The sequence below is a fragment of the Croceicoccus estronivorus genome, from assembly GCF_001625325.1.
Classification (GTDB): Bacteria; Pseudomonadota; Alphaproteobacteria; order Sphingomonadales; family Sphingomonadaceae; genus Caenibius; species Caenibius estronivorus.
The window spans coordinates 170,801-190,210 of the sequence record NZ_JRQQ01000009.1 but is presented as its reverse complement, the minus strand read 5'-3'; the positions used below and the strand labels follow the sequence as shown (position 1 = coordinate 190,210).

19 protein-coding genes and 1 riboswitch are annotated in these 19,410 nt (G+C 62.7%); of the genes, 8 read left to right on the top strand and 11 right to left on the bottom strand.

What is annotated here, in order from left to right; translation table 11 throughout:
- Positions 1 to 11: 11 nt before the first annotated feature.
- From MB02_RS14590 to gcvT, 11 genes are all read right to left on the bottom strand, one after another.
- A complete protein-coding gene (locus tag MB02_RS14590; protein ID WP_067539216.1) occupies positions 12 to 452 on the bottom strand; it encodes a DUF2721 domain-containing protein in 441 nt (146 codons plus the stop codon).
- Entirely contained in the window at positions 449 to 1,267 is an 819-nt protein-coding gene (locus tag MB02_RS14585; RefSeq protein WP_067539214.1) for a class I mannose-6-phosphate isomerase, read from the bottom strand. Before MB02_RS14585 ends, MB02_RS14590 begins: the two co-directional genes overlap by 4 nt.
- On the bottom strand, positions 1,264 to 2,301 hold the full coding sequence (locus tag MB02_RS14580; protein WP_067539211.1) for a mannose-1-phosphate guanylyltransferase: 1,038 nt from the start codon (positions 2,299 to 2,301) through the stop codon (positions 1,264 to 1,266). The genes MB02_RS14585 and MB02_RS14580 overlap by 4 nt, the downstream gene beginning before the upstream one ends.
- A 67-nt stretch (positions 2,302 to 2,368) precedes the next feature.
- The gene (locus MB02_RS14575) at positions 2,369 to 3,088 is read right to left on the bottom strand and encodes a TonB family protein (protein WP_067539208.1); all 720 of its coding nucleotides are present in this window, start codon (positions 3,086 to 3,088) and stop codon (positions 2,369 to 2,371) included.
- A 65-nt stretch (positions 3,089 to 3,153) separates the two neighbouring features.
- A complete protein-coding gene (locus MB02_RS14570) occupies positions 3,154 to 3,612 on the bottom strand; it encodes a nuclear transport factor 2 family protein (RefSeq protein WP_067539205.1) in 459 nt (152 codons plus the stop codon).
- A gap of 154 nt (positions 3,613 to 3,766) precedes the next feature.
- Positions 3,767 to 4,675 carry an NAD-dependent epimerase/dehydratase family protein gene (locus MB02_RS14565; protein ID WP_067539197.1) on the bottom strand — a complete coding sequence of 303 codons (909 nt, stop codon included), beginning with the start codon at positions 4,673 to 4,675 and terminating at the stop codon, positions 3,767 to 3,769.
- A 33-nt stretch (positions 4,676 to 4,708) separates the two neighbouring features.
- Positions 4,709 to 5,536, bottom strand: a complete 828-nt coding sequence (locus tag MB02_RS14560; RefSeq protein WP_067539194.1) for an SDR family NAD(P)-dependent oxidoreductase — start codon at positions 5,534 to 5,536, stop codon at positions 4,709 to 4,711.
- 81 nt (positions 5,537 to 5,617) lie between these two features.
- Positions 5,618 to 7,171 (bottom strand): aminomethyl-transferring glycine dehydrogenase subunit GcvPB, encoded by a 1,554-nt coding sequence (gene gcvPB, locus MB02_RS14555; protein WP_067539191.1) that lies wholly within the window; start codon positions 7,169 to 7,171, stop codon positions 5,618 to 5,620.
- Positions 7,168 to 8,526 carry an aminomethyl-transferring glycine dehydrogenase subunit GcvPA gene (gene gcvPA, locus MB02_RS14550; RefSeq protein ID WP_067539188.1) on the bottom strand — a complete coding sequence of 453 codons (1,359 nt, stop codon included), beginning with the start codon at positions 8,524 to 8,526 and terminating at the stop codon, positions 7,168 to 7,170. Before gcvPA ends, gcvPB begins: the two co-directional genes overlap by 4 nt.
- 14 nt (positions 8,527 to 8,540) lie before the next feature.
- Positions 8,541 to 8,912, bottom strand: a complete 372-nt coding sequence (gene gcvH / locus MB02_RS14545) for a glycine cleavage system protein GcvH (RefSeq protein ID WP_067539185.1) — start codon at positions 8,910 to 8,912, stop codon at positions 8,541 to 8,543.
- Between the two features lie 3 nt (positions 8,913 to 8,915).
- Positions 8,916 to 10,085, bottom strand: coding sequence for a glycine cleavage system aminomethyltransferase GcvT (gcvT, locus tag MB02_RS14540; RefSeq protein WP_082826226.1), 1,170 nt, complete (start codon positions 10,083 to 10,085; stop codon positions 8,916 to 8,918).
- A gap of 157 nt (positions 10,086 to 10,242) precedes the next feature.
- Positions 10,243 to 10,354, bottom strand: a riboswitch (glycine riboswitch).
- A gap of 199 nt (positions 10,355 to 10,553) precedes the next feature.
- On the opposite strand from gcvT, the gene MB02_RS14535 reads away from it, so the two are divergent.
- The 8 genes from MB02_RS14535 (at position 10,554) to MB02_RS14505 (ending at position 19,390) form a co-directional block, all read left to right on the top strand.
- The gene (locus MB02_RS14535) at positions 10,554 to 10,985 is read left to right on the top strand and encodes a GlcG/HbpS family heme-binding protein (RefSeq protein ID WP_067539182.1); all 432 of its coding nucleotides are present in this window, start codon (positions 10,554 to 10,556) and stop codon (positions 10,983 to 10,985) included.
- A gap of 31 nt (positions 10,986 to 11,016) precedes the next feature.
- Positions 11,017 to 12,525 (top strand): aldehyde dehydrogenase family protein, encoded by a 1,509-nt coding sequence (locus tag MB02_RS14530; protein WP_067539327.1) that lies wholly within the window; start codon positions 11,017 to 11,019, stop codon positions 12,523 to 12,525.
- 301 nt (positions 12,526 to 12,826) lie between these two features.
- Positions 12,827 to 13,243 carry a hypothetical protein gene (locus tag MB02_RS14525; protein ID WP_235829533.1) on the top strand — a complete coding sequence of 139 codons (417 nt, stop codon included), beginning with the start codon at positions 12,827 to 12,829 and terminating at the stop codon, positions 13,241 to 13,243.
- Positions 13,236 to 14,660: a sodium:solute symporter family transporter gene (locus MB02_RS14520; RefSeq protein WP_067539179.1), complete on the top strand. Its 1,425-nt coding sequence runs from the start codon at positions 13,236 to 13,238 to the stop codon at positions 14,658 to 14,660. Before MB02_RS14525 ends, MB02_RS14520 begins: the two co-directional genes overlap by 8 nt.
- The gene (locus MB02_RS18085) at positions 14,657 to 14,779 is read left to right on the top strand and encodes a hypothetical protein (RefSeq protein ID WP_268872977.1); all 123 of its coding nucleotides are present in this window, start codon (positions 14,657 to 14,659) and stop codon (positions 14,777 to 14,779) included. Before MB02_RS14520 ends, MB02_RS18085 begins: the two co-directional genes overlap by 4 nt.
- Positions 14,776 to 15,867 (top strand): aspartate/ornithine carbamoyltransferase family protein, encoded by a 1,092-nt coding sequence (locus MB02_RS14515; protein WP_067539176.1) that lies wholly within the window; start codon positions 14,776 to 14,778, stop codon positions 15,865 to 15,867. The genes MB02_RS18085 and MB02_RS14515 overlap by 4 nt, the downstream gene beginning before the upstream one ends.
- Positions 15,868 to 15,898: 31 nt before the next feature.
- On the top strand, positions 15,899 to 17,827 hold the full coding sequence (asnB, locus tag MB02_RS14510) for an asparagine synthase (glutamine-hydrolyzing) (RefSeq protein ID WP_067539172.1): 1,929 nt from the start codon (positions 15,899 to 15,901) through the stop codon (positions 17,825 to 17,827).
- A gap of 93 nt (positions 17,828 to 17,920) precedes the next feature.
- Complete coding sequence (locus tag MB02_RS14505; protein WP_067539169.1) at positions 17,921 to 19,390, top strand: ATP-binding protein; 1,470 nt, start codon at positions 17,921 to 17,923, stop codon at positions 19,388 to 19,390.
- Positions 19,391 to 19,410: the final 20 nt, after the last annotated feature.

The window sequence follows — 19,410 nt, the reverse complement described above, 5'->3', positions numbered from 1 at the left end:
CGCAGACAGCGTTAAAGCTCCCGTTCCCATTCGAGGAACGTGTGCGGAATCCGCAAGCTGGCCGATGCCATGCGCGTTTCCCGCAGGAACAGCAGCAGCGCATACATCAGCAGCACGATGGCAAGGATAAAGGCGGCGGCAGTCGCCGGCTGCAAGTCGAACGCCATCATCCGGTCGAGAAACAGCATCGCCACGACCAGCCCCACGGTCAGGCCGCTGAGTACCAGCGAGAGTATCGCCCGTCCAATCGTGGCAATGCGCCGGTCGAGCATGCGGATTTCACGCACGACATCGTCATGATCGGCACCCTGCGTTTGCGCGTGCCGCTCCAGCAGATAACGCGACCGATCGACAATGCGGCCCAGCCGGGTGGACAGGATATTCATGATATTACCGATCGCCACCAGCACGAAAACGGGCGCAAGGGCGAGCTGAATCGTATGGGCAATCACGCGGCTATCATATCCCCGCTTTTGCAGGGCTGCGCAAGCAGGCACAGCGCATCCTGATCGCACTCGAGGTGCGCGACCGTATCGAGTGCAGCGCATTCTCCGGGCGCGACAGGCAGATCGGCGGCAGTCACCATGCCCGCCAGCGGGATAACCAGCAGCGGCCCATCGGCATAACGATTGGTACAGTCTGCATCCGGCGCGCCTGCAACGCGATCCAGACGGAAATACGGGCCATCGACCAGCGACACACTGCCAAAGGGAGGAACAGCCCTGTGCAAGGCAGGATCGTAGGCCTCGCCGCAAGCCACGCCGATTCCCTTGTCGAGATGCAACTCTCGCGGCCTGCCGTAATCATAGAGCCGATAAGTGACATCGCAGTTGAGCTGCACCTCGATCAGGCTGACCCCACCTCCGATGGCATGAACCGTCCCGGCGGGAATATAGAAGAAATCGCCCGCCCGCACCGGATGCCAGGCCAGCATGTTTTCAATCGAGCCATCCAACGCGGCCCGACGCATTGTTTCGGGAGAGACTGGCGCAGTGAAGCCAATGCCCAGCATAGCACCAGGCTCGGCATCCATCACCAGCCAGCATTCTTCCTTGCCGCATGGCGCTTCTGACAGCTTTCCTGCCGCCGGATGGACCTGAACGGAGAGCTTTTCCGAGGTAAACAGGTATTTGACGAGCAATTCGTCCAGCATCGGTGGCGGTTCGAACCAGATTTCCCCGATCCGGCCTGCTGTCTCACAGTCGAACGGAGCAGGCAGGACATCGCGCCCCCAGGGCTTTTCCACCATGCGAGTGGCCAGTTTCATTGGCTGGACGGCCCCTTGAGCTTCCCTACCTGTTGTGCGCCCGCAGCACTGGTAACCAGGATGTCGTCACCATCGACTACCACGATCACGTCTTCGAGGCCGATCACGGAAATGCGTGGCCCGTCGCTGTCCACCATCACATTGCGGCAATCGACCAGCTCCGCATTTCCCCGCACGGTATTGCCGGCCGCATCGTGCCCTCGCGCCGCATGCAGGGCTTTCCAGTTGCCAATGTCGGACCAGCCCATATCGACCCGCACCATCGCGGCCTTCCGCGTGTTTTCCATGACCGCATAATCGACGGATTCAGCCGCGATCCGTTCGAAGGCTTCCCGCTGGGGATGGAACGCGGCACCCTCTGTGCTTCCGCCCGTTACCGCTTGTTCAACGCAAGCCGCCATCTGCGGGCGATGCGTGGCCAGCTCATCGAGAAAGGCGCCAGCGCGAAAGGCGAACAGTCCGCCGTTCCAGCTATAGCCGCCATCGGCCAGAAACGTCTCCGCCCGGGCCCGGTCCGGCTTTTCAACGAAGCTGGCGATGTGGAACCCCTCCCCCAGCGGCTCCCCCTGCCGGATGTAGCCGTACCCGGTCTCGGGTTCATCGGGAGTGATGCCGAAAGCCACCAGCCAGCCTTCCCCGGCGAGCCGCGCGGCCTTGGCCACCGCATTCCTGAACGCTGACACGTCGGCGATGAAGTGGTCGCTCGGGCAGACCAGTATCACGGCATCCCGAGGCAGGAGATGAGCCGCCAGCGCAATGGCGGCAGCGGTGTTGCGCATGGTGGGCTCGACAATGACGCGCGCGCCTTCGATCCCGTCAGTCTCCTGCTGGACGAAAGGCAGGTGAGCCGCACCGGCAACGATCAGCGGCGGGGCGAAGTGAGAGCGATCCGCACACCGCGCCAGTGTCGCGGCAAACAGCGTCCCTCCGTCGTCCAGCAACGGCAGAAACGGTTTGGGCCGGGCCGAGCGGCTGCGCGGCCACAATCGCGTGCCCCCGCCACCGCACAACACAACTGGCGTGATCCTGTTCATCTCAGCCGCTTACCTTCCGCAAATGCGGCCCCGTAGCAAGCAGGAGCTTAAAAAGGGTTGCCAGGAATCAATAGAACCAGCGTTGCCGCCAGGCGTATTTGCCCGGCACGGGATCGCCCAGAGCATCGATAGCCGGACGAAAGCGAAACCGCTCCACCGCAAGCTGGCAGGTAATCGCATCCGCCTCCGGATCGGGGCTGCTTTGCGTGACCCGGCAATCGGTTACGCGACCGGATGTTCCGACGGTCAACAAGATCGTCACGCTGTGCCCAATCCGCCGTTCGCGCGTACCCTTGGGATAATCCCGTGCGGAATTGATGTCGCCGGAAATCTTGACCACTCCACGCACGGCAATCCCGCCTTGCCCGCTTCCACTGCGCCCGCTGCCGGTGCCGTTGCCCGGACCAGCCGCCCCTGCGCCCTCACCCGCATCACGGGCACCTGACGTGTTCTCCGCGCCGGTGGAAGCAGCAGGCGGCACAGGTTCGGGCTTTACGGGAAGCGTCCGCTTTGGCGCAGACACGGGCCGCGATTTTGCATTGCGGCCTTCGGCACCTGATGCGCCTTCATTCGGGGCGGGGTCAGGCTCTGCATTGGCTTCAGGGGGATCAGGCGTCGTCACAGTGACAGTCAGGACAGACAAAGCCTTGTTCACTGCCGTGGAGGCCAGATCGGGCGCAAAGGCCCGTATCAACCCGAAAATCACCGCGACATGCAGCAGGACGATTATCAGGATAAAACCAATCCGCACTCTGCGCGGTGGCTTGAGATCGAGATCGGCAGGCATGGTCCCGCCAATGTCGTTCCCCGGGGCGGCCGGCGCAAGGCCAATACCCCGGGGAACTTGAAACCTTAGCGGGGGCCTTTCCAATCGACCGGGCGCGTTTCCGTCCAGTCGAGCAGGAGCACTCGGGCGGCCAGACGCCATTCGCCATTTTCACGGCGCAGGCGATCCTGATAACGAATTGCCCATACGAAGGCAGTGTGGGGCTTCCCTTCGGCTTCGGGCGGCTGGATATGGCTCGCCGTGCAGTAGGTTTCGCCTTCCGCTTCGTCGTTCGATACCAAGGTAACCGTCTGGTTGTGTATCGTATGCTGTGTCATGAGGAACATGTCGCGCAGCATGCCGGGGCATGCCCGTACCGCGTCGATTCCGTCGATCAGGTGACCAACTGAATCGATCGTGCCGTCACTGGTCATCACCCCGTTCAGAAGGTCCGGCTCGTTGGCGTCCATCGCCCGTGCATAAAGGCTGGCCAGCCTCCGATAGGCGCGTTCCGCTGCTTCCAATTCTGCCTGATTAGCGCTCACTCAACTAACTCCCAATCTGCTTGTCCATAGTGACCGGGAACATGGGCGTCCTCGGCCAATCAACACTTGTCATTCCCCCTCCCGGTATCCCGGAAGGATCAGCAAACACACCTGCCCCAATCCGTGCGAAAGTATCTCCGCCCGCATGCGGCCGTCAGGTGGAGCGATATTGCGCCACGATTTCGTTCACGGCAGCCGCAATGTCGTTGCGGCGATAGCGAAGCAGTTCGAGCGACTGCGGATCGGGCTGATAGTTCACCTGGTTGCCGCGACCGGTATAGAGACCGACATCGGGCAACAGCGGATGTTCCTTGTCCAGCGAAGGCACCTCCGCAGGATTGCCCGCAGCCTTGAAGAACATGCCGAAATAGTCTGCAAAGCTCAGGTTCTCGTCACCGACCAGATAGGCCTTGCCATTCTCCGCCCGCTCCAGCGCACCGGCAATCGCTTCGGACAACGAACGGCAGGAAATGAAATTCGTCCCCCCGGCTGGACCGAACGGCTCCATTCCTTCCAGCTTGCCTTCGGCATAACGCGTATAGGTCTCGAACATCGGCAGGCTCATGCCCGGTACGGTTCCGACAACGAATGGCGCGTCGAGGCTGCAAACGTGGAAATCGGGGGTGGCCAGCGCAATGATGCCGTCGACCGCCAGCTTGCGCGAACGAATGTAGTCGTTCGTCTCGAGCAGTTCGGGCGCGACATGCGGATAGAAGCTGCCGATGTGCACGAAACGCTTGACCCCGGCATCGCGGCAAAGCGCGGCGAATTTGGGAACGCATTCCGCGTTGGAACGCAGCACATGCTCGCCGAACTTGGCGCCCTTGGGCAAATGGCGAATGTCGTTTCCGGCAGCGAAGACGACTGCCTCGAACGGGGCAAGCTGGTCCTTGGTGAAAGTGCCTTCCATGAAATCGCCCTGGACGAAGGGCAGCTTCGCCAGTTCGGTCGTTTCCTGGGGCGGGCGACGGCCCGCAATCGACACATCATGGCCGAGCGACTTGAGATACAGCGCCGCATGACCGCCGATCATGCCCGTTCCGCCTACCACCAGGATTTTCATATTCTCTCCCCCGCGCCTTGCAGTGCGCGTGTCTTAGAAATTGAAGCCGTTGCCGCTTACGACCGGAACATTCGTCCAACGGCCATTGGGATCGCGATACCAGCCGCCGGCTGCCAAGGCGCCACCGTCGAGATTGATCGTCGTCCCCGTGATCCAGCTCGCCAGGTCGGAAGCAAGGAACAGCGCGGCACCCGCTGCATCTTCCGGCTTGCCGAAGCGGCCCAGCGGAATCCAGCGATCGATGTGGTCCTTATGCTCCGGCGCGATCAGCGAATGCACCGGAACCTGCGGCGTTTCGGTCGTTTCCGGTGCGATGGCGTTGACCCGAATGTTCTTCGGCCCGAGTTCGAGCGAGAGACTGCGGGTAAAGCCGGTGATCGCGTGCTTGAAGGCCGAATAAACAGTCGTCATCGGAATGCCGCGGAATGCCTCGATCGAGGAGATCGAGATGATGCTGCCGCCCGGACGCAGCATGGGAATCGCGGCGCGCGTCGCCAGGAACACCGATTTCATGTTGGTCGCGTACAGGGCGTCCAGTTCCTCGTCCGTCACCATTTCAAACGGCTTGGCCACGCCGAGGAAATCGCCGACATTGTTTACGAGGACGTCCAGTCCGCCGAAACGCTTCTGCACTTCGCCCATCAGCGCATCCACTGCCGCCCGGTCCCGCACATCGGTGTGAGAAACCAGTGCATCCACGCCTGCCGATTCGAGAGCGGAACGCACGTCCGCCACCCGGCTTTCGTCCAGTTCCGCAACCACGACATTCGCACCAGCGCCGCCGAAAGCTTCTGCAATTGCGCGGCCGATGCCTGCCCCGCCACCGGTGACAAGTATTGTCTTACCTTTAAAATCCAGCATAAAATCTCCCAATTCTCAGGCGGTCTGTAACGCCTGCACCCGACGGGGGCAACGGCTAGAACGGGAGTTTCGGATTACCGTTCAGTCCCGCCAGACAAGCCGGGGCTTCCGCGCGGCCAGTGTTTCGTCCAGCCGGCGGCGCGGTGCATGGATCGGGGCTTCGGACAAAGCGGAATCGCCGGAGCGGGCCCGTTCGGCAATGTGGCGCAACGCGGCAATGAACTGGTCGAGAGAAGCCTTGCTCTCGCATTCGGTCGGTTCGATCAGCATCGCTCCGTGAACAACCAGCGGAAAATACATCGTCATCGGATGGAAGCCTTCGTCAATCAGGGCCTTTGCCACGTCGATGGTCGAAATCCCGTCTGCGAACCCCCTGTCGCTGAACAGCGCCTCGTGCATGCACGGCCCCGACGCACCGAACGGCGCATCCAGCACGTCATCCAGACTGCGGAGTACGTAGTTGGCGGCCAGCACGGCATCTTCCGCGACTTGCCGCAGTCCGTCCGCCCCATGGCTGAGGATATAGGCCAACGCGCGAGTGAACATGCCCATCTGGCCGTGAAAGGCGCTCATCCGCCCGAACGCCTGCACACCGCCATTGTCTGCCGCCGTTTCTTCTTCCACCAGGCGATAGCCTTCCGCGGTTCGCACCACGAATGGCAGCGGCGCAAACGGAGCCAGCGCCTGCGACAACACGACCGGCCCACTGCCCGGCCCGCCACCGCCATGCGGTGTGGAAAACGTCTTGTGCAAGTTGATATGCATCGCATCGATGCCGAGATCGCCCGGCCTGACCCGCCCGACGATCGCGTTGAAATTGGCACCGTCGCAATAGACGAAAGCGCCGGCGGCATGGGTCGCGTCGGAAATCGCTTTCATGTCCCGTTCGAACAGCCCGCAGGTATTGGGGTTGGTGATCATCACAGCCGCGACATCGCCGCCCAGCCGCGCCTTGAGCGCTTCGAGATCAACCCGTCCTTCAGGCGTGCCGGGAATGCTTTCGACCCGGTAATTGGCAAATGCCGCTGTGGCCGGATTGGTGCCATGCGCGCTTTCGGGCACCAGAATTACTTCACGCGCATCCCCCCGCGCTTCGAGCGCGGCACGGATGCACAATATCCCACACAATTCGCCATGGGCACCAGCCTTGGGGCTCATCGCCACACCCGCCATGGCCGTCAGGCGCAGCAGCCATTCGCCCAGTTCCGCAATCACGCCCAGTGCGCCCTGCACTGTCATTTCGGGCTGGAGTGGGTGGAGATCGGCAAAACCGGGCAATCGCGCAACTTTCTCGTTCAAGCGCGGATTGTGCTTCATCGTGCAGGAGCCGAGCGGAAAGATGCCCAAGTCGATAGCGTAGTTCTGCCTGCTGAGGCGTGTGTAATGGCGTACCGTTTCCGGTTCCGACAGACCGGGCAGGCCGATGGCCTCGTCCCGTTCCAGCCCACCCAGCCGAGGCGAAATGGCGTCGTCCGGCACGGGAAGGTCGACACCGCAGGTGTCACTGGTGCCGAGTTCGAACAGCAACGGTTCCTCAAGCGTCAATGCCCGATTACCCGTCACTGTGCCGGTCGGTTCCTGTACCGTATCGTTCGCCGCCAGCGACGGGCGCCAGCCCGATGGATTGATGCTCATGCCAGCGCCTCCTCAAGCCCGGCGGCAAGGGCTTCGATATCCTCCTGCTCCACCGTTTCCGTGACGGCGACCAGCAAACCGCCCGCCAGGTCCGATTGGCCGGGGTAGAGCCGCCCGAGTGAAACGCCCGCCAGCAGCCCCTTGGCCGCAAGATCGCGCACGACCTGTCGGGCATCCCCGTCGATCCGCAAGGCAAATTCGTTGAAGAAGCTCGTGTTGATGATCGACACACCCGGAACCCGTGCCAGCCGGTCGGCCGCAAGGCAGGCCAGCCGGTGATTTTCCGCCGCCAGTGCCCGCAACCCCTTTTCACCCAGAAGAGTAAGGTGGACGGAGAACGCCAGAGCGCACAGGCCGGAATTGGTGCAGATGTTGGATGTCGCCTTTTCCCGGCGGATATGCTGTTCCCGCGTGGAAAGCGTCAGCACGAAACCGCGCCGCCCGGCCGCATCCACCGTCTCCCCGGCCAGCCGTCCCGGCATCTGGCGGACATACTTCTCCCGCGTGGCGAACAGGCCCAGATAAGGCCCGCCGAATTGCAATCCGACGCCCAGCGATTGCCCTTCACCGACAACGATGTCCGCGCCCATGGCACCGGGACTGCGTATCGCCCCCAGGGCCACCGGCTCCGTCACAACCGCAACCAGCAGAGCGCCGACGTCATGAACGGCTTCGGCCAGCGCGGAAAGATCACCGATCCGGCCGAGAATATCGGGATACTGCACCACGACGCAGCCCGTTTCCTGATCCACTTGCGCAGCCAGTGCCTCGATGTCCGGCTCCGCAACCAGCGCAGGCGGCGCGTAATGGATCGCATCTCCGGTAAAGCGGGCCATGGTTTCAACAGTGGCCACATAATGCGGGTGCAGGCCTGATGAGAGGATTGCCTTCTTTCGCCGGGTGATCCGCCCCGCCATGGCTATCGCTTCCCAACAGGCTGTCGAACCGTCGTACATCGACGCATTGGCCACATCGCAGCCGAGCAGGCGGGCGACCTGCGTCTGGAATTCGAACAGCATCTGCAGCGTTCCCTGAGCGATTTCCGGCTGGTACGGCGTATAGGCCGTCAGGAATTCGCCGCGCTGGATCAGGTGATCCACGCTGGCAGGAACATGGTGGCGATAGGCCCCCGCCCCGAGAAAGAACGGGACACTGCCCGCGCTGGCGTTCTGCGTCGCCAGCCGGGTCATGTGCCGTTCCACCGCCATTTCGCCGGCATGACCCGGCAAGCCTTCGACCGGTCCAGCCAGCCGCGCTGTTTCCGGCACATCGGCGAACAGGGCATCGACCGAAGATGCGCCGATCCGTTCCAGCATCGCGGAACGGTCGGCCTCGGTCAGGGGGAGATAACGCATTCTGTGTCCTCTCTTCAGAGGCTGTCGACGAACGCCAGGTAGGCCGCCTCGTCCATCAGGCCATCCAGCTCGCCCTTGTCGGCGATGGTCAGTTTGAAGAACCAGCCATCCCCTTCGGCATCGGAATTGACCAGCGCGGGATCGTCTTCCAACGCCTCGTTGCCTTCGAGCACCGTACCACCGATCGGCGCATAGACGTCCGATGCGGCCTTGACCGATTCCACGACGGCAGCTTCCTGGCCCTTTTCCAGCTTCGCGCCGGGCGCAGGCACTTCGACGAACACGATGTCGCCCAGCTGCCCTTGCGCATAATCGGTGATGCCGACAGTCGCGACATCGCCTTCAACCTCGATCCATTCATGTTCATCGGTAAAATAACGGCTCATGATTCAGCCTCCCTGCCGGTGGTATTTGTGAGGAACGAAAGGCATCGGGGTGACAGTGGCCGCAAGGCGGCGCTTCCTCACCTCCAGTTCAAGCGGCGTGCCGGGCGCGGCATGGCCCGCCGCAACGTAGGCCATCGCAATCGGACGTTCGAGCGAGGGCGAGAAACCGCCGGACGTCACCACGCCGACCTGCTCGTCCCCGGCGAATACCAGTGCCCCTTCGCGAGCGGGCATCCGCCCATCGACCAGCAGCCCAACCCGCTTGCGCGCAGGCCCGGCCGAGATTTCCTCCACAACGCGATCCGCGCCCGGGAAACCGCCTTCGATCCGCCTGCGCTTGCTGATCGCAAAGGCGAGACCCGCTTCCACCGGGCCGGTTTCCGGCGTCAGGTCATGACCGTAAAGCGGCAGGCCCGCTTCGAGCCGAAGCGAATCCCGCGCGCCGAGGCCCACCGGCATGACCGTATCGTCAGCACACAGCGCATCCGCCAGCGCCACAATGTCCGCAGCGCGAACGGAAATTTCATAGCCATCCTCGCCCGTGTAACCGGAACGGGAAATACCGAGCGGGCGCTCGCCCCAATAATAGGGTGCAGCCTGCATGAACGACAGCGCATCGACCGCCGGACTGCCGGGCAGGGCCGGCGTCAGTCCCAGCCGAACGAGCACCTGTGCCGCATCCGGCCCTTGCAGTGCCAGCAAGCCATGTTCGTCGAGGTGATTGAGCGTCACTTCATCGGGCAGATATTCGCGCAAATGGGCAATATCGTCCCACTTCGTCGCGCCGTTGACGACGAGATAATACGTCCCGCCCCGGTTCGTGACCATGAGATCGTCGAGAATACCGCCTGCTTCATCCAGCAGCAGCGAATAGCGTATCCGCCCCGGCGCAAGCCCGGCGACATCCGCCGGCAGCAGCGCCTCCAGTGCTGCGGCGGCACCTTCTCCCGATACTTCGAGCTGGCCCATGTGGCTGACGTCGAACAGCCCGGCGTGCGCCCGCGTCCACAGGTGTTCCTCGATGATGCCCTTGTATTGCACCGGCATCCAGTAGCCGGCGAATTCCACCATCCGCGCGTCACGTGCACGATGCCATGCATCGAGCGGCAGGGTGGCGGGCGGAAGGTCCTCCGCCTCGTCCTGGTCCTGCACAGATTGTTCAAAATCGCTCATTCATTCGTCCCCGACACGCAACGGCAATCCCCCGCAACGAGGAATTTTCACCATCGCACCCCCTCTGTCGGGAAACCTGAGAGCTTGGCCCGCGAGTTTCCCCGCAAGATTACCCCTTCGGTGGGGCAGCCCAGCCACCCGCTTTCCAGAGTGCCTCATACGCGACGCGGTCCTTCTGCCTGAGAGTTTCCGGGGTGGTTGCTCCTTCGGCGCCCCGAACTGCAAACGGTAGCCCGCCCGCCGTTCGGGATCTCTCCCGCGTGACGCCCGGAGCCATGCGACTCCGGAAGACGAAAGCAGCTTTTCCCGCCTGCCCGCAGGGAGTCAATCGCATGATGCAGAGATATCGACAGCGGCCATTCACCAAGGGGTGTCCCGTGGCGGCCTTTCCCATCATCGCATGCTCCTGTATCTGCCCGGCGAACGGGGCGCTTCTGCCCCACGGATGTGACACAAAGGGGACCTTTGATGGGCTTGACGCTGGACCAGGCATTGCAAATCGCGCGCGACACGCTGGCAGAAGGGGAAAAGCGCGGATTCCTGCCGCTCGCCGTGGCAGTGCTCGACACCGGGGGGCAGCCGCTGGCGATCCTGCGCGATCACCGTACCTCGCTCCACCGCGCGGACATCGCCATCGGCAAGGCGGCCGGGTGCATTGCCATGGGTTTCGGTGGCCGTGAACTGGCCAAGCGGGCGACCGCCATGCCCGCGTTCATGACCGCCGTCGCATCGATCTTTCCCAAGGGGATCGTCCCGGTCCCCGGCGGCGTTCTGGTCCGCAACAGCGAAGGGGTCCTCGTCGGCGCTGTCGGCGTCAGCGGCGAGACTTCCGACAATGACGAAGCCTGTGCGCTGGCCGCGCTGGACGCTGCCGGCCTGGCCGCCGATACCGGCGCATAAGACGATCGAGCGAGCAGGAGAACCACGAGCCATGACGCAATCCGCCACAATCCCCGCACAACCTGCTTATTCCGAAGCAGCCCGCAAAGTGATCGGCCGCAAGCCGCAATTGTTCATCAACGGAGATTGGGTGGATTCGAGCCACGATGCGCTGATCGAGGTCGAAGATCCGTCCTCCGGCAAAGTCATCGCCCATGTCGTCGATGCATCGGGCAAGGATGTGGAGCGCGCGGTTGCCGCGGCCCGTTCTGCTTTCGACGATGGCCGCTGGTCGAACATGCCGCCGATGGAACGGGAACGGATCATGATCCGTCTCGCCGACTTGCTCCATGACCATGCGGACGAACTCGCGGAACTTGAGGCGATCGACAACGGCAAGCCCAAAGGCATCGCCACAGTGGTCGATATTCCCGCAGCGATCAGCGAGATCCGCTACATGGCGGGGTGGGCAGGCAAGCTCACCGGCGAGACGGCAGCGCCTTATGCAATGCCGGGCGAACAGGTCTTCGGATACACGGTACGAGAGCCGGTTGGCGTCTGCGTACAGATCGTCCCGTGGAACTTCCCTCTGCTGATGGCATGCCAGAAAATTGCCCCGGCACTGGCCGCAGGCTGCACTCTGATCCTGAAACCCGCCGAACAGACACCGCTGACGGCACTGCGGCTGGCCGATCTGGTGGCGGAAGCCGGCTTTCCCGCAGGGGTCGTCAATATCCTCACCGGCTACGGCGAAACCGCAGGCGACCTGCTGGTGCGCCACCCCGATGTGGACAAGGTGGCGTTCACGGGATCGACCGACGTGGGCAAGGCGATCCGGCGGAACGCCACGGACACCATGAAGCGGATCACGCTGGAACTGGGCGGCAAGTCACCCGTCATCGTCATGCCCGATGCCGATGTGAAGCAGGCGGCGAAAGGCGCGGCATCGGCGATCTTCTTCAATTCGGGGCAAGTCTGCGTGGCGGGGTCGCGGCTGTTCGCGCACCGTTCGATCTTCGACAGCGTACTGGAAGGCATCTCGACCGCCGCACCGCGGTGGACGCCGCGCCCGGCGCTGGACCCCGCCGCGCAAATGGGTCCGCTGGTTTCCGCCGAACAACTCGACCGGGTGATGGGCTATATCGCGGCCGGGAAGCGCGACGGGGCCAGTGTGGTCACCGGCGGCGACAGCCCGGCGGGCGACGGCTATTTCGTCAATCCGACCGTGCTGGCCGACGTGAATCCGCAGATGAGCGTGGTGCGGGAGGAAATCTTCGGACCCGTCGTAGTCGCCCAGCGCTTCGACGATCTGGACGAAGTGGCGAAGGCGGCGAACGATACCGCCTATGGCCTTGGCGCAGGCGTGTGGACCCGCGACCTGTCGACAATGCACAAGCTCGCCAGCAAGATCAAAGCCGGGACCATATGGGGCAACTGCCATGCGGCGATCGACCCTGCGCTGCCCTTCGGCGGCTACAAGCAGTCAGGCATCGGGCGGGAACAGGGACGGCAGGGCATCGAACCCTATCTTGAGACCAAGACCGTCATTCTCCAGCTTTGAACGCGGTGTATTTTGCGCGGGGATTCGCGTGCCCAGGCAAAGGCTGGCGGCGCAGTCCCGCCTTTTGCCCAGGCACCGGACGATCTGCGAAAAGCACCCGCAGGCGGTTCCCATGCCTGAATGCTTTTGTTAGGTGTCCTGCGAAACACACCAGCAAGAGCACCGGCAGGACGGCCGGCAGGACGGTAAAAGACAAATCTTTCTTGCCTACGCGGATATTGCCTCGAGGTGCGTGAATACCTCCAGACGTCTTGGTTCCCGGGTTCATTTCAAGAGGCGAGGCACTGCCCCTGCGCGGTTCGTGGCACGGGCCGCACTGCTCCCGGTCTTCGCTCTTGCCTCGCTGGTCTCGCTTTCCGCGCCCGCTTATGCCGAGGCTCCAGCATTCAGCGACGCCGGGCCGATCGCCAGCGACACGGGTTATACACTTGTCCAATGGTCCGCCCCCGGGGCGGTGACGCTCGATCTGGCCCATAGACCTGATTTCAGCGATGCACGGACGCTCTATTCCGGCGCCAATTCGGCCTATTTCCTGTCCGGCCTGGCCGACGGAACCTATTACCTCAAGCTCCGCGACGAAGCAGGCACTGCATCGGCCACGCTGGAACTCGATGTCGCGCACCAGTCGCTGACGCGTGCGCTCTGGCTGGCGGGGCTTGGCGCCCTGGTGTTCCTTGCCATTGTCGCCACCATACTGCGCGGAGCCCGCGATGAGTAAGGCCGACGCTCTGCTCGACCCGAATATCGGCTGGCTCCTGCTAGGCGCCTTCAGCGTGCTGTGGATCGGCCTGGGTATCTATTGGGGCCGCCGCAACAAGAGCTTCGAGGATCATGCGCTCGCCGGCCGCAATATCGGTCTCGCGCTGGGGACCGCCACTGCGGCCGCGACCTGGATCACCTCGAACACCACGATGCTCGCACCGCAATTCGCTTTGCAGCTCGGCATCTGGGGCATGCTCGCCTATTCCACCGCCTCCTTCGGCCTGCTGCTGTTTGCGCCGATGGCCGGGCGTATCCGCGCGCTGATGCCGCATGGATATACCAGCGGCGATTTCTTCCGATTGCGGTATGGTCGCGGGGCCTGGGGCATCTTCCTCGTCTTCACTCTGTTCTATTCGCTCACCTGGCTGGTCAGCATGGCCATGGCAGGCGGCATATTGCTTAACGCCCTGTCCGGTATCCCCTACGCCTGGGGTATGAGCGTGATCCTGGGCGTCTGCGTGCTTTACACCATGCGCGGCGGTCTCGCCGCAGTCATCGGCACAGACTTCATCCAGAGCCTGATCATCATCATCGGTATCGTGGTGGTCGGCTTTGCCGTGTTGTCCCACGTTTCGATTGACGCAATTCACGCCAACCTCTCCGCCGAACGGCCCGCCCTGCTCGACATGCTGTTCCCGGCCGCGATCATGGCGATCTTCAACAATCTGCTGTTCGGCCTAGGCGAGGTGTTTCACAACAATGTCTGGTGGAGCCGGGCGTTCGCCTATCGCGAAGGGGTCGCGGGCAAGGCCTTTGCTCTGGGCGGGCTCATCTGGTTCCCTGTGCCGATTGCAGCCGGCTTCATCGCGCTGGCATCGGGCGCGCTCAATGTCGCGGTGCCTGCTTCCGACATGGTCGGGCCGCTGGTGATTGCCGAAGTGCTCGGCAAGGCAGGGGCAGTGGCGATTTTCGTGATCGTATTCTGCTCGCTGGCATCCAGTATCGACAGCCTGCTGGCGGCGACGTCGGACCTGCTGACAGAAGACGTCTATCGCCGGATGTTCCGCCCGGCCGCCACACCGGCGCGTTTGAAATCGGTCGCGCAATATGTGACATTGGCCCTGGGTATATTTACCTGGGCGGTCTGCCTGCCCCGCATCGGTACGCTGGCAAGCGTTCTCTTCTTTGCCGGCCCGCTGGTGGGGGCGATGATATGGCCGATCGTCACCGGCCTATACTGGCGCAGCGCAAACAGCGTCGGCGCGGTCGGGGGGATGCTGCTGGGCGCAGGCGCCGGCCTCGTCTGCTATTTCGCAATCGGCTTTTATGTGGGGGCCCTGGTCGCCACGGCCGTGTCGATGGTCTGGGTGCTGGCCTGCACCCGATTTTCCAAGTCCCGGTTCGACTGGGCCAAGCTGAAAGAGACAGCATGACATTCTCCCCCGGCTTTCTTGGCCTCCTCGTGTACGGCTCGCTGATCTGGTGCGCCCTGTCGGCCATTGGCCTCACGGCCTTTCTCGTTCGCGATCTGATGCGGGGAGAAGTCTGGTGAGCCTCTCTGCATCGCAGGTCGAGCATGAGGCCGACCCCGAGCGCAAGGATGGCATCATCGGCAACCGGCCGAGCCCTTCCGCCTTTCTCGAGCGCTCGCCCAAGCTGCGCGCCACCGTACTGGATCGCCTGCATCATAACTCGGTGCTGTCGGCGACGCTGTTCGACAAGGAACTGCTGGTCGAACTGGCCAAGCTGGCCGCCTATCTCCAGCTCGGTCGTTTCCCGGCAGGCCACGCGCTGGAAGACAAGATCCTCGCCGCAGCATTCTTCGAACCCAGCACCCGGACGCGTCTGTCGTTCGAAAGCGCCATGCTGCGCGTCGGCGGGAAGACGATCAGCGTGGCCGATGCCAAGACGACCGGCGTGGCCAAGGGCGAAAGCATGCGGGACATCGGCCAGATGTTCAATTCCTACGCCGATGTCGTGGTCGTCCGGCATACGGAGCAGCGCGCGATCCAGGAATTGAGCGAGTATCTCAAGATCCCGCTGATCAACGGGGGTAACGGTTCGGACGAGCACCCGACCCAGGCTCTGGCCGATTGGTATGCCCTGCTCAAGTGGTGTCCCGAGATCGCCTTTGGTCAGTTGCCGGAAAAATTCCGCCTCAACATCGGAATCATCGGCACGCCGGGCAACATGCGCACAGTGAAGAGCTTTCTCACTCTCGCCCTGCTGTTCCATGAGAACATCAACCACATCACCATCTTCTCGGAAATGGCCGACCCGTTGGGCGACGAGATCCGCGAACTGACCAATGCCAGCCCGATCGGGATCGATTTTTCGCAGAATCTCAAGCAGAGTCTCGAATATCTCGACGTGATCTACATGAACGCAATTGCCTTCCTCGGCGATGGCTACCGGCATTTCGGCGGTGAATTCTCTCTCGATGGCGACAGCCAGCTGAAGCCGGACACCGTCATCCTGCATCCGCTGGCACGCGGCGAGGAACTCGGGACCGATCTCGACCAGTCGATACACAATCTCTATTTCAACCAGGCCGACGGGGCCGTGTGGATCAGGCAGGCGCTGTTGCTGTCGATCTTCGGACGGGTACGCGACGTCGTGCCCAGCACTTTCCTCGCCTGACCTGCCCAAGTCTTACACAAGGATCATACCGATGTGCGGCATTGCCGGGCTGTGGAGCCCAAACGCCCCTGAAAACGCCAGCATGGCTCTGGCTGAGAAAATGGCCGATACTCTTTACCACCGCGGACCGGATGGCCGTGGGTTCCATCAGGAGGCGGAACGCGGCCTTGCGATGATCCACACCCGCCTTTCGATCATCGGCCTTAATGCGGGCGAGCAGCCCATTCACGACGATGAAGCCGGGCTGGTACTGACCGCCAATGGCGAATTCTACGATTACAAGCGTCTGCGCGGATTGCTGCGGACAGACGGCTACGAATTCGCGACCAAGTCCGACAGCGAGATCGCCCTGAAACTCTATCGCAAGCACGGGCTCGATTTCGTCGAGCACCTGCGCGGCGAATTCGCGTTCGCGATCTTCGACAAGGAAAAGGATCAACTGATCCTTGTGCGGGATCGGTTTGGAATACGCCCCCTTTTTTACCATATGGGTGATAACGGCTTTTTCTGGGCTTCCGAGATGAAGGCCATGCTGGCCCACCCCGCTGTCCCGCGCACGATGTGCCCCAAGGCACAGCTGCACCAGATGATGCAGGTGATGGTGCCGGGGATGACACTGTACGAGGGCATCCACGCGCTCGAGCCGGGCCACATGCTGATCGTCTCCCGCAAGGGTGACGGATTCGAAATCGAGGAACGGCGCTATTGGGACGCCGAATTCCCGCTGGACGGGCAGCACGACGAACTACCTGACGAAGAGCATATCGAAAATGTCCGCGCCGCGCTGGTGGAAAGCATCGCCTTCCGCCTCGAAGCGGACGTGCCCGTTGCCTGCTATCTTTCGGGCGGGATCGATTCCTGCTCGATCCTGGGCATGGCAGCGGCGATTCAGCAATCGCCGGTCAAGGCCTTCACGATCAGCTTCGACGACGCACGCTACGACGAAGCCGCCATTGCCACGGAAATGGCGCACAAGGCCGGGGCCGATCAGGACATTCTCAACGTCAAGGCGCTGGACCTTTACGGCAAGAATTTCGAGGACGCGGTCCGTTATTCCGAACGGACTTTCTACAACACGCTGGGCGTCGCCAAGATGCTGATGAGCCGCCATGTGCGCGAAGTCGGCTACAAGGTGGTCATCACCGGCGAAGGGTCCGACGAGTTGTTCGGCGGCTATGCCCAGTTCAAGGCCGACCTGTTCCTGCACGATCCCGCCTATGCCGAAACCGGTGCGGGCGACGAGATGAAGAAGCGCAACGCGATCTTTTCAGGATCGGTCCTTGCCGAACAGCAGATCAGCCACCCTGCCTTCGAGGAAGTAATGGGCTTTACGCCATCATGGATCCAGCCGTGGATGCTGGTCCTCGAACGCGTGAAACCGCTGCTGTCTGAAGAGTTCAAGGCCCGGCTGGGCGATTACGATCCGATCGCCGCCATCGCCTACAGCCTCGACAAGTCCATGCTGGATGGGCGCCACGTGCTCGACAAGGTCCAGTATTCGTGGATCAAGACCATGCTGGAAGGGCAGATCCTCAACTGGGGGGGCGATCGGGTGGACATGGCCAACAGCCTGGAAAGCCGCCCTGCCTTCCTCGATCACCACGTCGCCGAACTGGCCATGCGCATTCCGCCGCATGTCCGCATTCGCGACGGGGTGGAAAAATGGGTCGTGCGCGAGGCGATGAAGCATGTCCTGCCGGAAGTGCTCTACAAGCGTGAGAAATTCGCCTTCATGGCCCCGCCCGCACATACGGACGAAGCCAAGACCGCAGAAATCAACAAGCTGATCGACAAGTGGCTTTCGTCTGAAAAGATCGCCGAAGTCGGAATTTTCGACGAAGCCAAGCTGCGCGCCTCGATCGAAGACTACCGCAAGAGCGACGATCACACGCAGAACACCCGCAAGGACATCATCCTGAACCACGCCATCGCCCTGCATGCGATGGAAGATCTGCTCTAGGCACAATCCAGCCTGAAAACACGGGCCTGAAAACGGAAGATAACCCGCACTTCCCCCTTGGGACCGAGCGGCGCTGCGGCTACCAGCACCAAGGTGGATGCGAAGATTGTCATAGGCCAGGATGCGACGACGGGGCAGGAGATTTCCGTCGACCTTGAGGAGCTTCTGGCCACGCGATTGCTGGTGCAGGGCAACAGCGGCTCTGGCAAATCCCACCTGCTGCGGCGCCTTCTGGAAGAGAGCGCCGGGCGGGTGCAGCAGGTCGTTATCGATCCGGAAGGCGACTTCGTTTCGCTGGCCGATCATTTCGGCCATGTCGTGGTCGATGGTGCGGCCCATTCGAGTGCGGAAATCGCCACGCTTGCGGCCCGGACGCGGGAACATCGCGCCTCAGTCGTCCTTGCGCTGGAAGGGCTCGATGTCGAACAGCAGATCCGCTGCGCGGCGATGTTCCTGACCGCCCTGTTCGATGCCCCCCGCGAACATTGGTTCCCCGTACTGGTCGTCGTGGACGAAGCGCAGATGTTCGCCCCGGCCGTTGCCGGGGAAATCAACGAGGATACGCGGCGGATGACATTGTCCGCCATGACCAACCTGATGTGCCGCGGGCGCAAGCGCGGTCTGGCAGGGATCGTGGCGACGCAGCGGCTGGCCAAACTGGCGAAGAACGTCGCGGCGGAAGCGTCCAACTTCCTCATGGGCCGCACGTTCCTCGATATCGACATGCTCCGCGCTGCGGACCTGCTGGGCATGGAACGCCGCCAGGCCGAACGCATCCGCGATTTGCAACGCGGCTGCTTCCTCGGCTTGGGCCCCGCGATCTCCAGACGCCCCATCTCGGTGAAAATCGGTGCGGTCCGCTCCGGCTCGAAAGGGGCAGTGGCCACGCTCGTGCCACCCCCATCGGCACCGCCGGAGGAGATGGAGGCCCTGTTGCGCTCCGAACTCGCCAGCGCGGCGGCCGAACGACCGGCAGCCCCTCCTCCTCCGCCACCATCTCCGCATAGCCAGGATCCCGAGCGGCTGGCCGAAAGAATTGCCGATTTCGAAACGGCCACGACCGAACCCTCCGACGAGACGCAGGAGGGGCAACAGGATCAGGATAGCAGCATCGACGCTATCCTGCGCGAACTGGCCGACGAACCCGATTGCACTTTCCAGCCCGCCAGCAGTCTCTACCAGATGTTCCTTTCGCGGTGCCGGGCGCGCCGGATTTCATCGCGGGGACTGGACATGACCGGATTCCGCCGTTCCTTTGCTGTAGCAGTCGCCCGGCTGGATTCTCTCGATCCGGACAGCAGGGCACACATTCTGCAACTCGGCACAACTGTCGACGACGACTTGCTCGCCCCATTCCTCACCATCGCCAAGGCGGCTGCCGAAGGCTTTTCCAGCCCGGACGAGGACGAACTTGCGCGCGTCTATGGCACCAATTCTCCGGGCCGGATTCGCCGCCTGCTCGACCATCTGGAGAAAAAAGGGCTTATTACCGTACGCGACGATTTTGGCGGGGGGCGCACAATCGCCGTCCCCGGCGTGGAAGCTGCGGCCACCAGCGATTAAGGGCCGCAGGTCACGCCCGG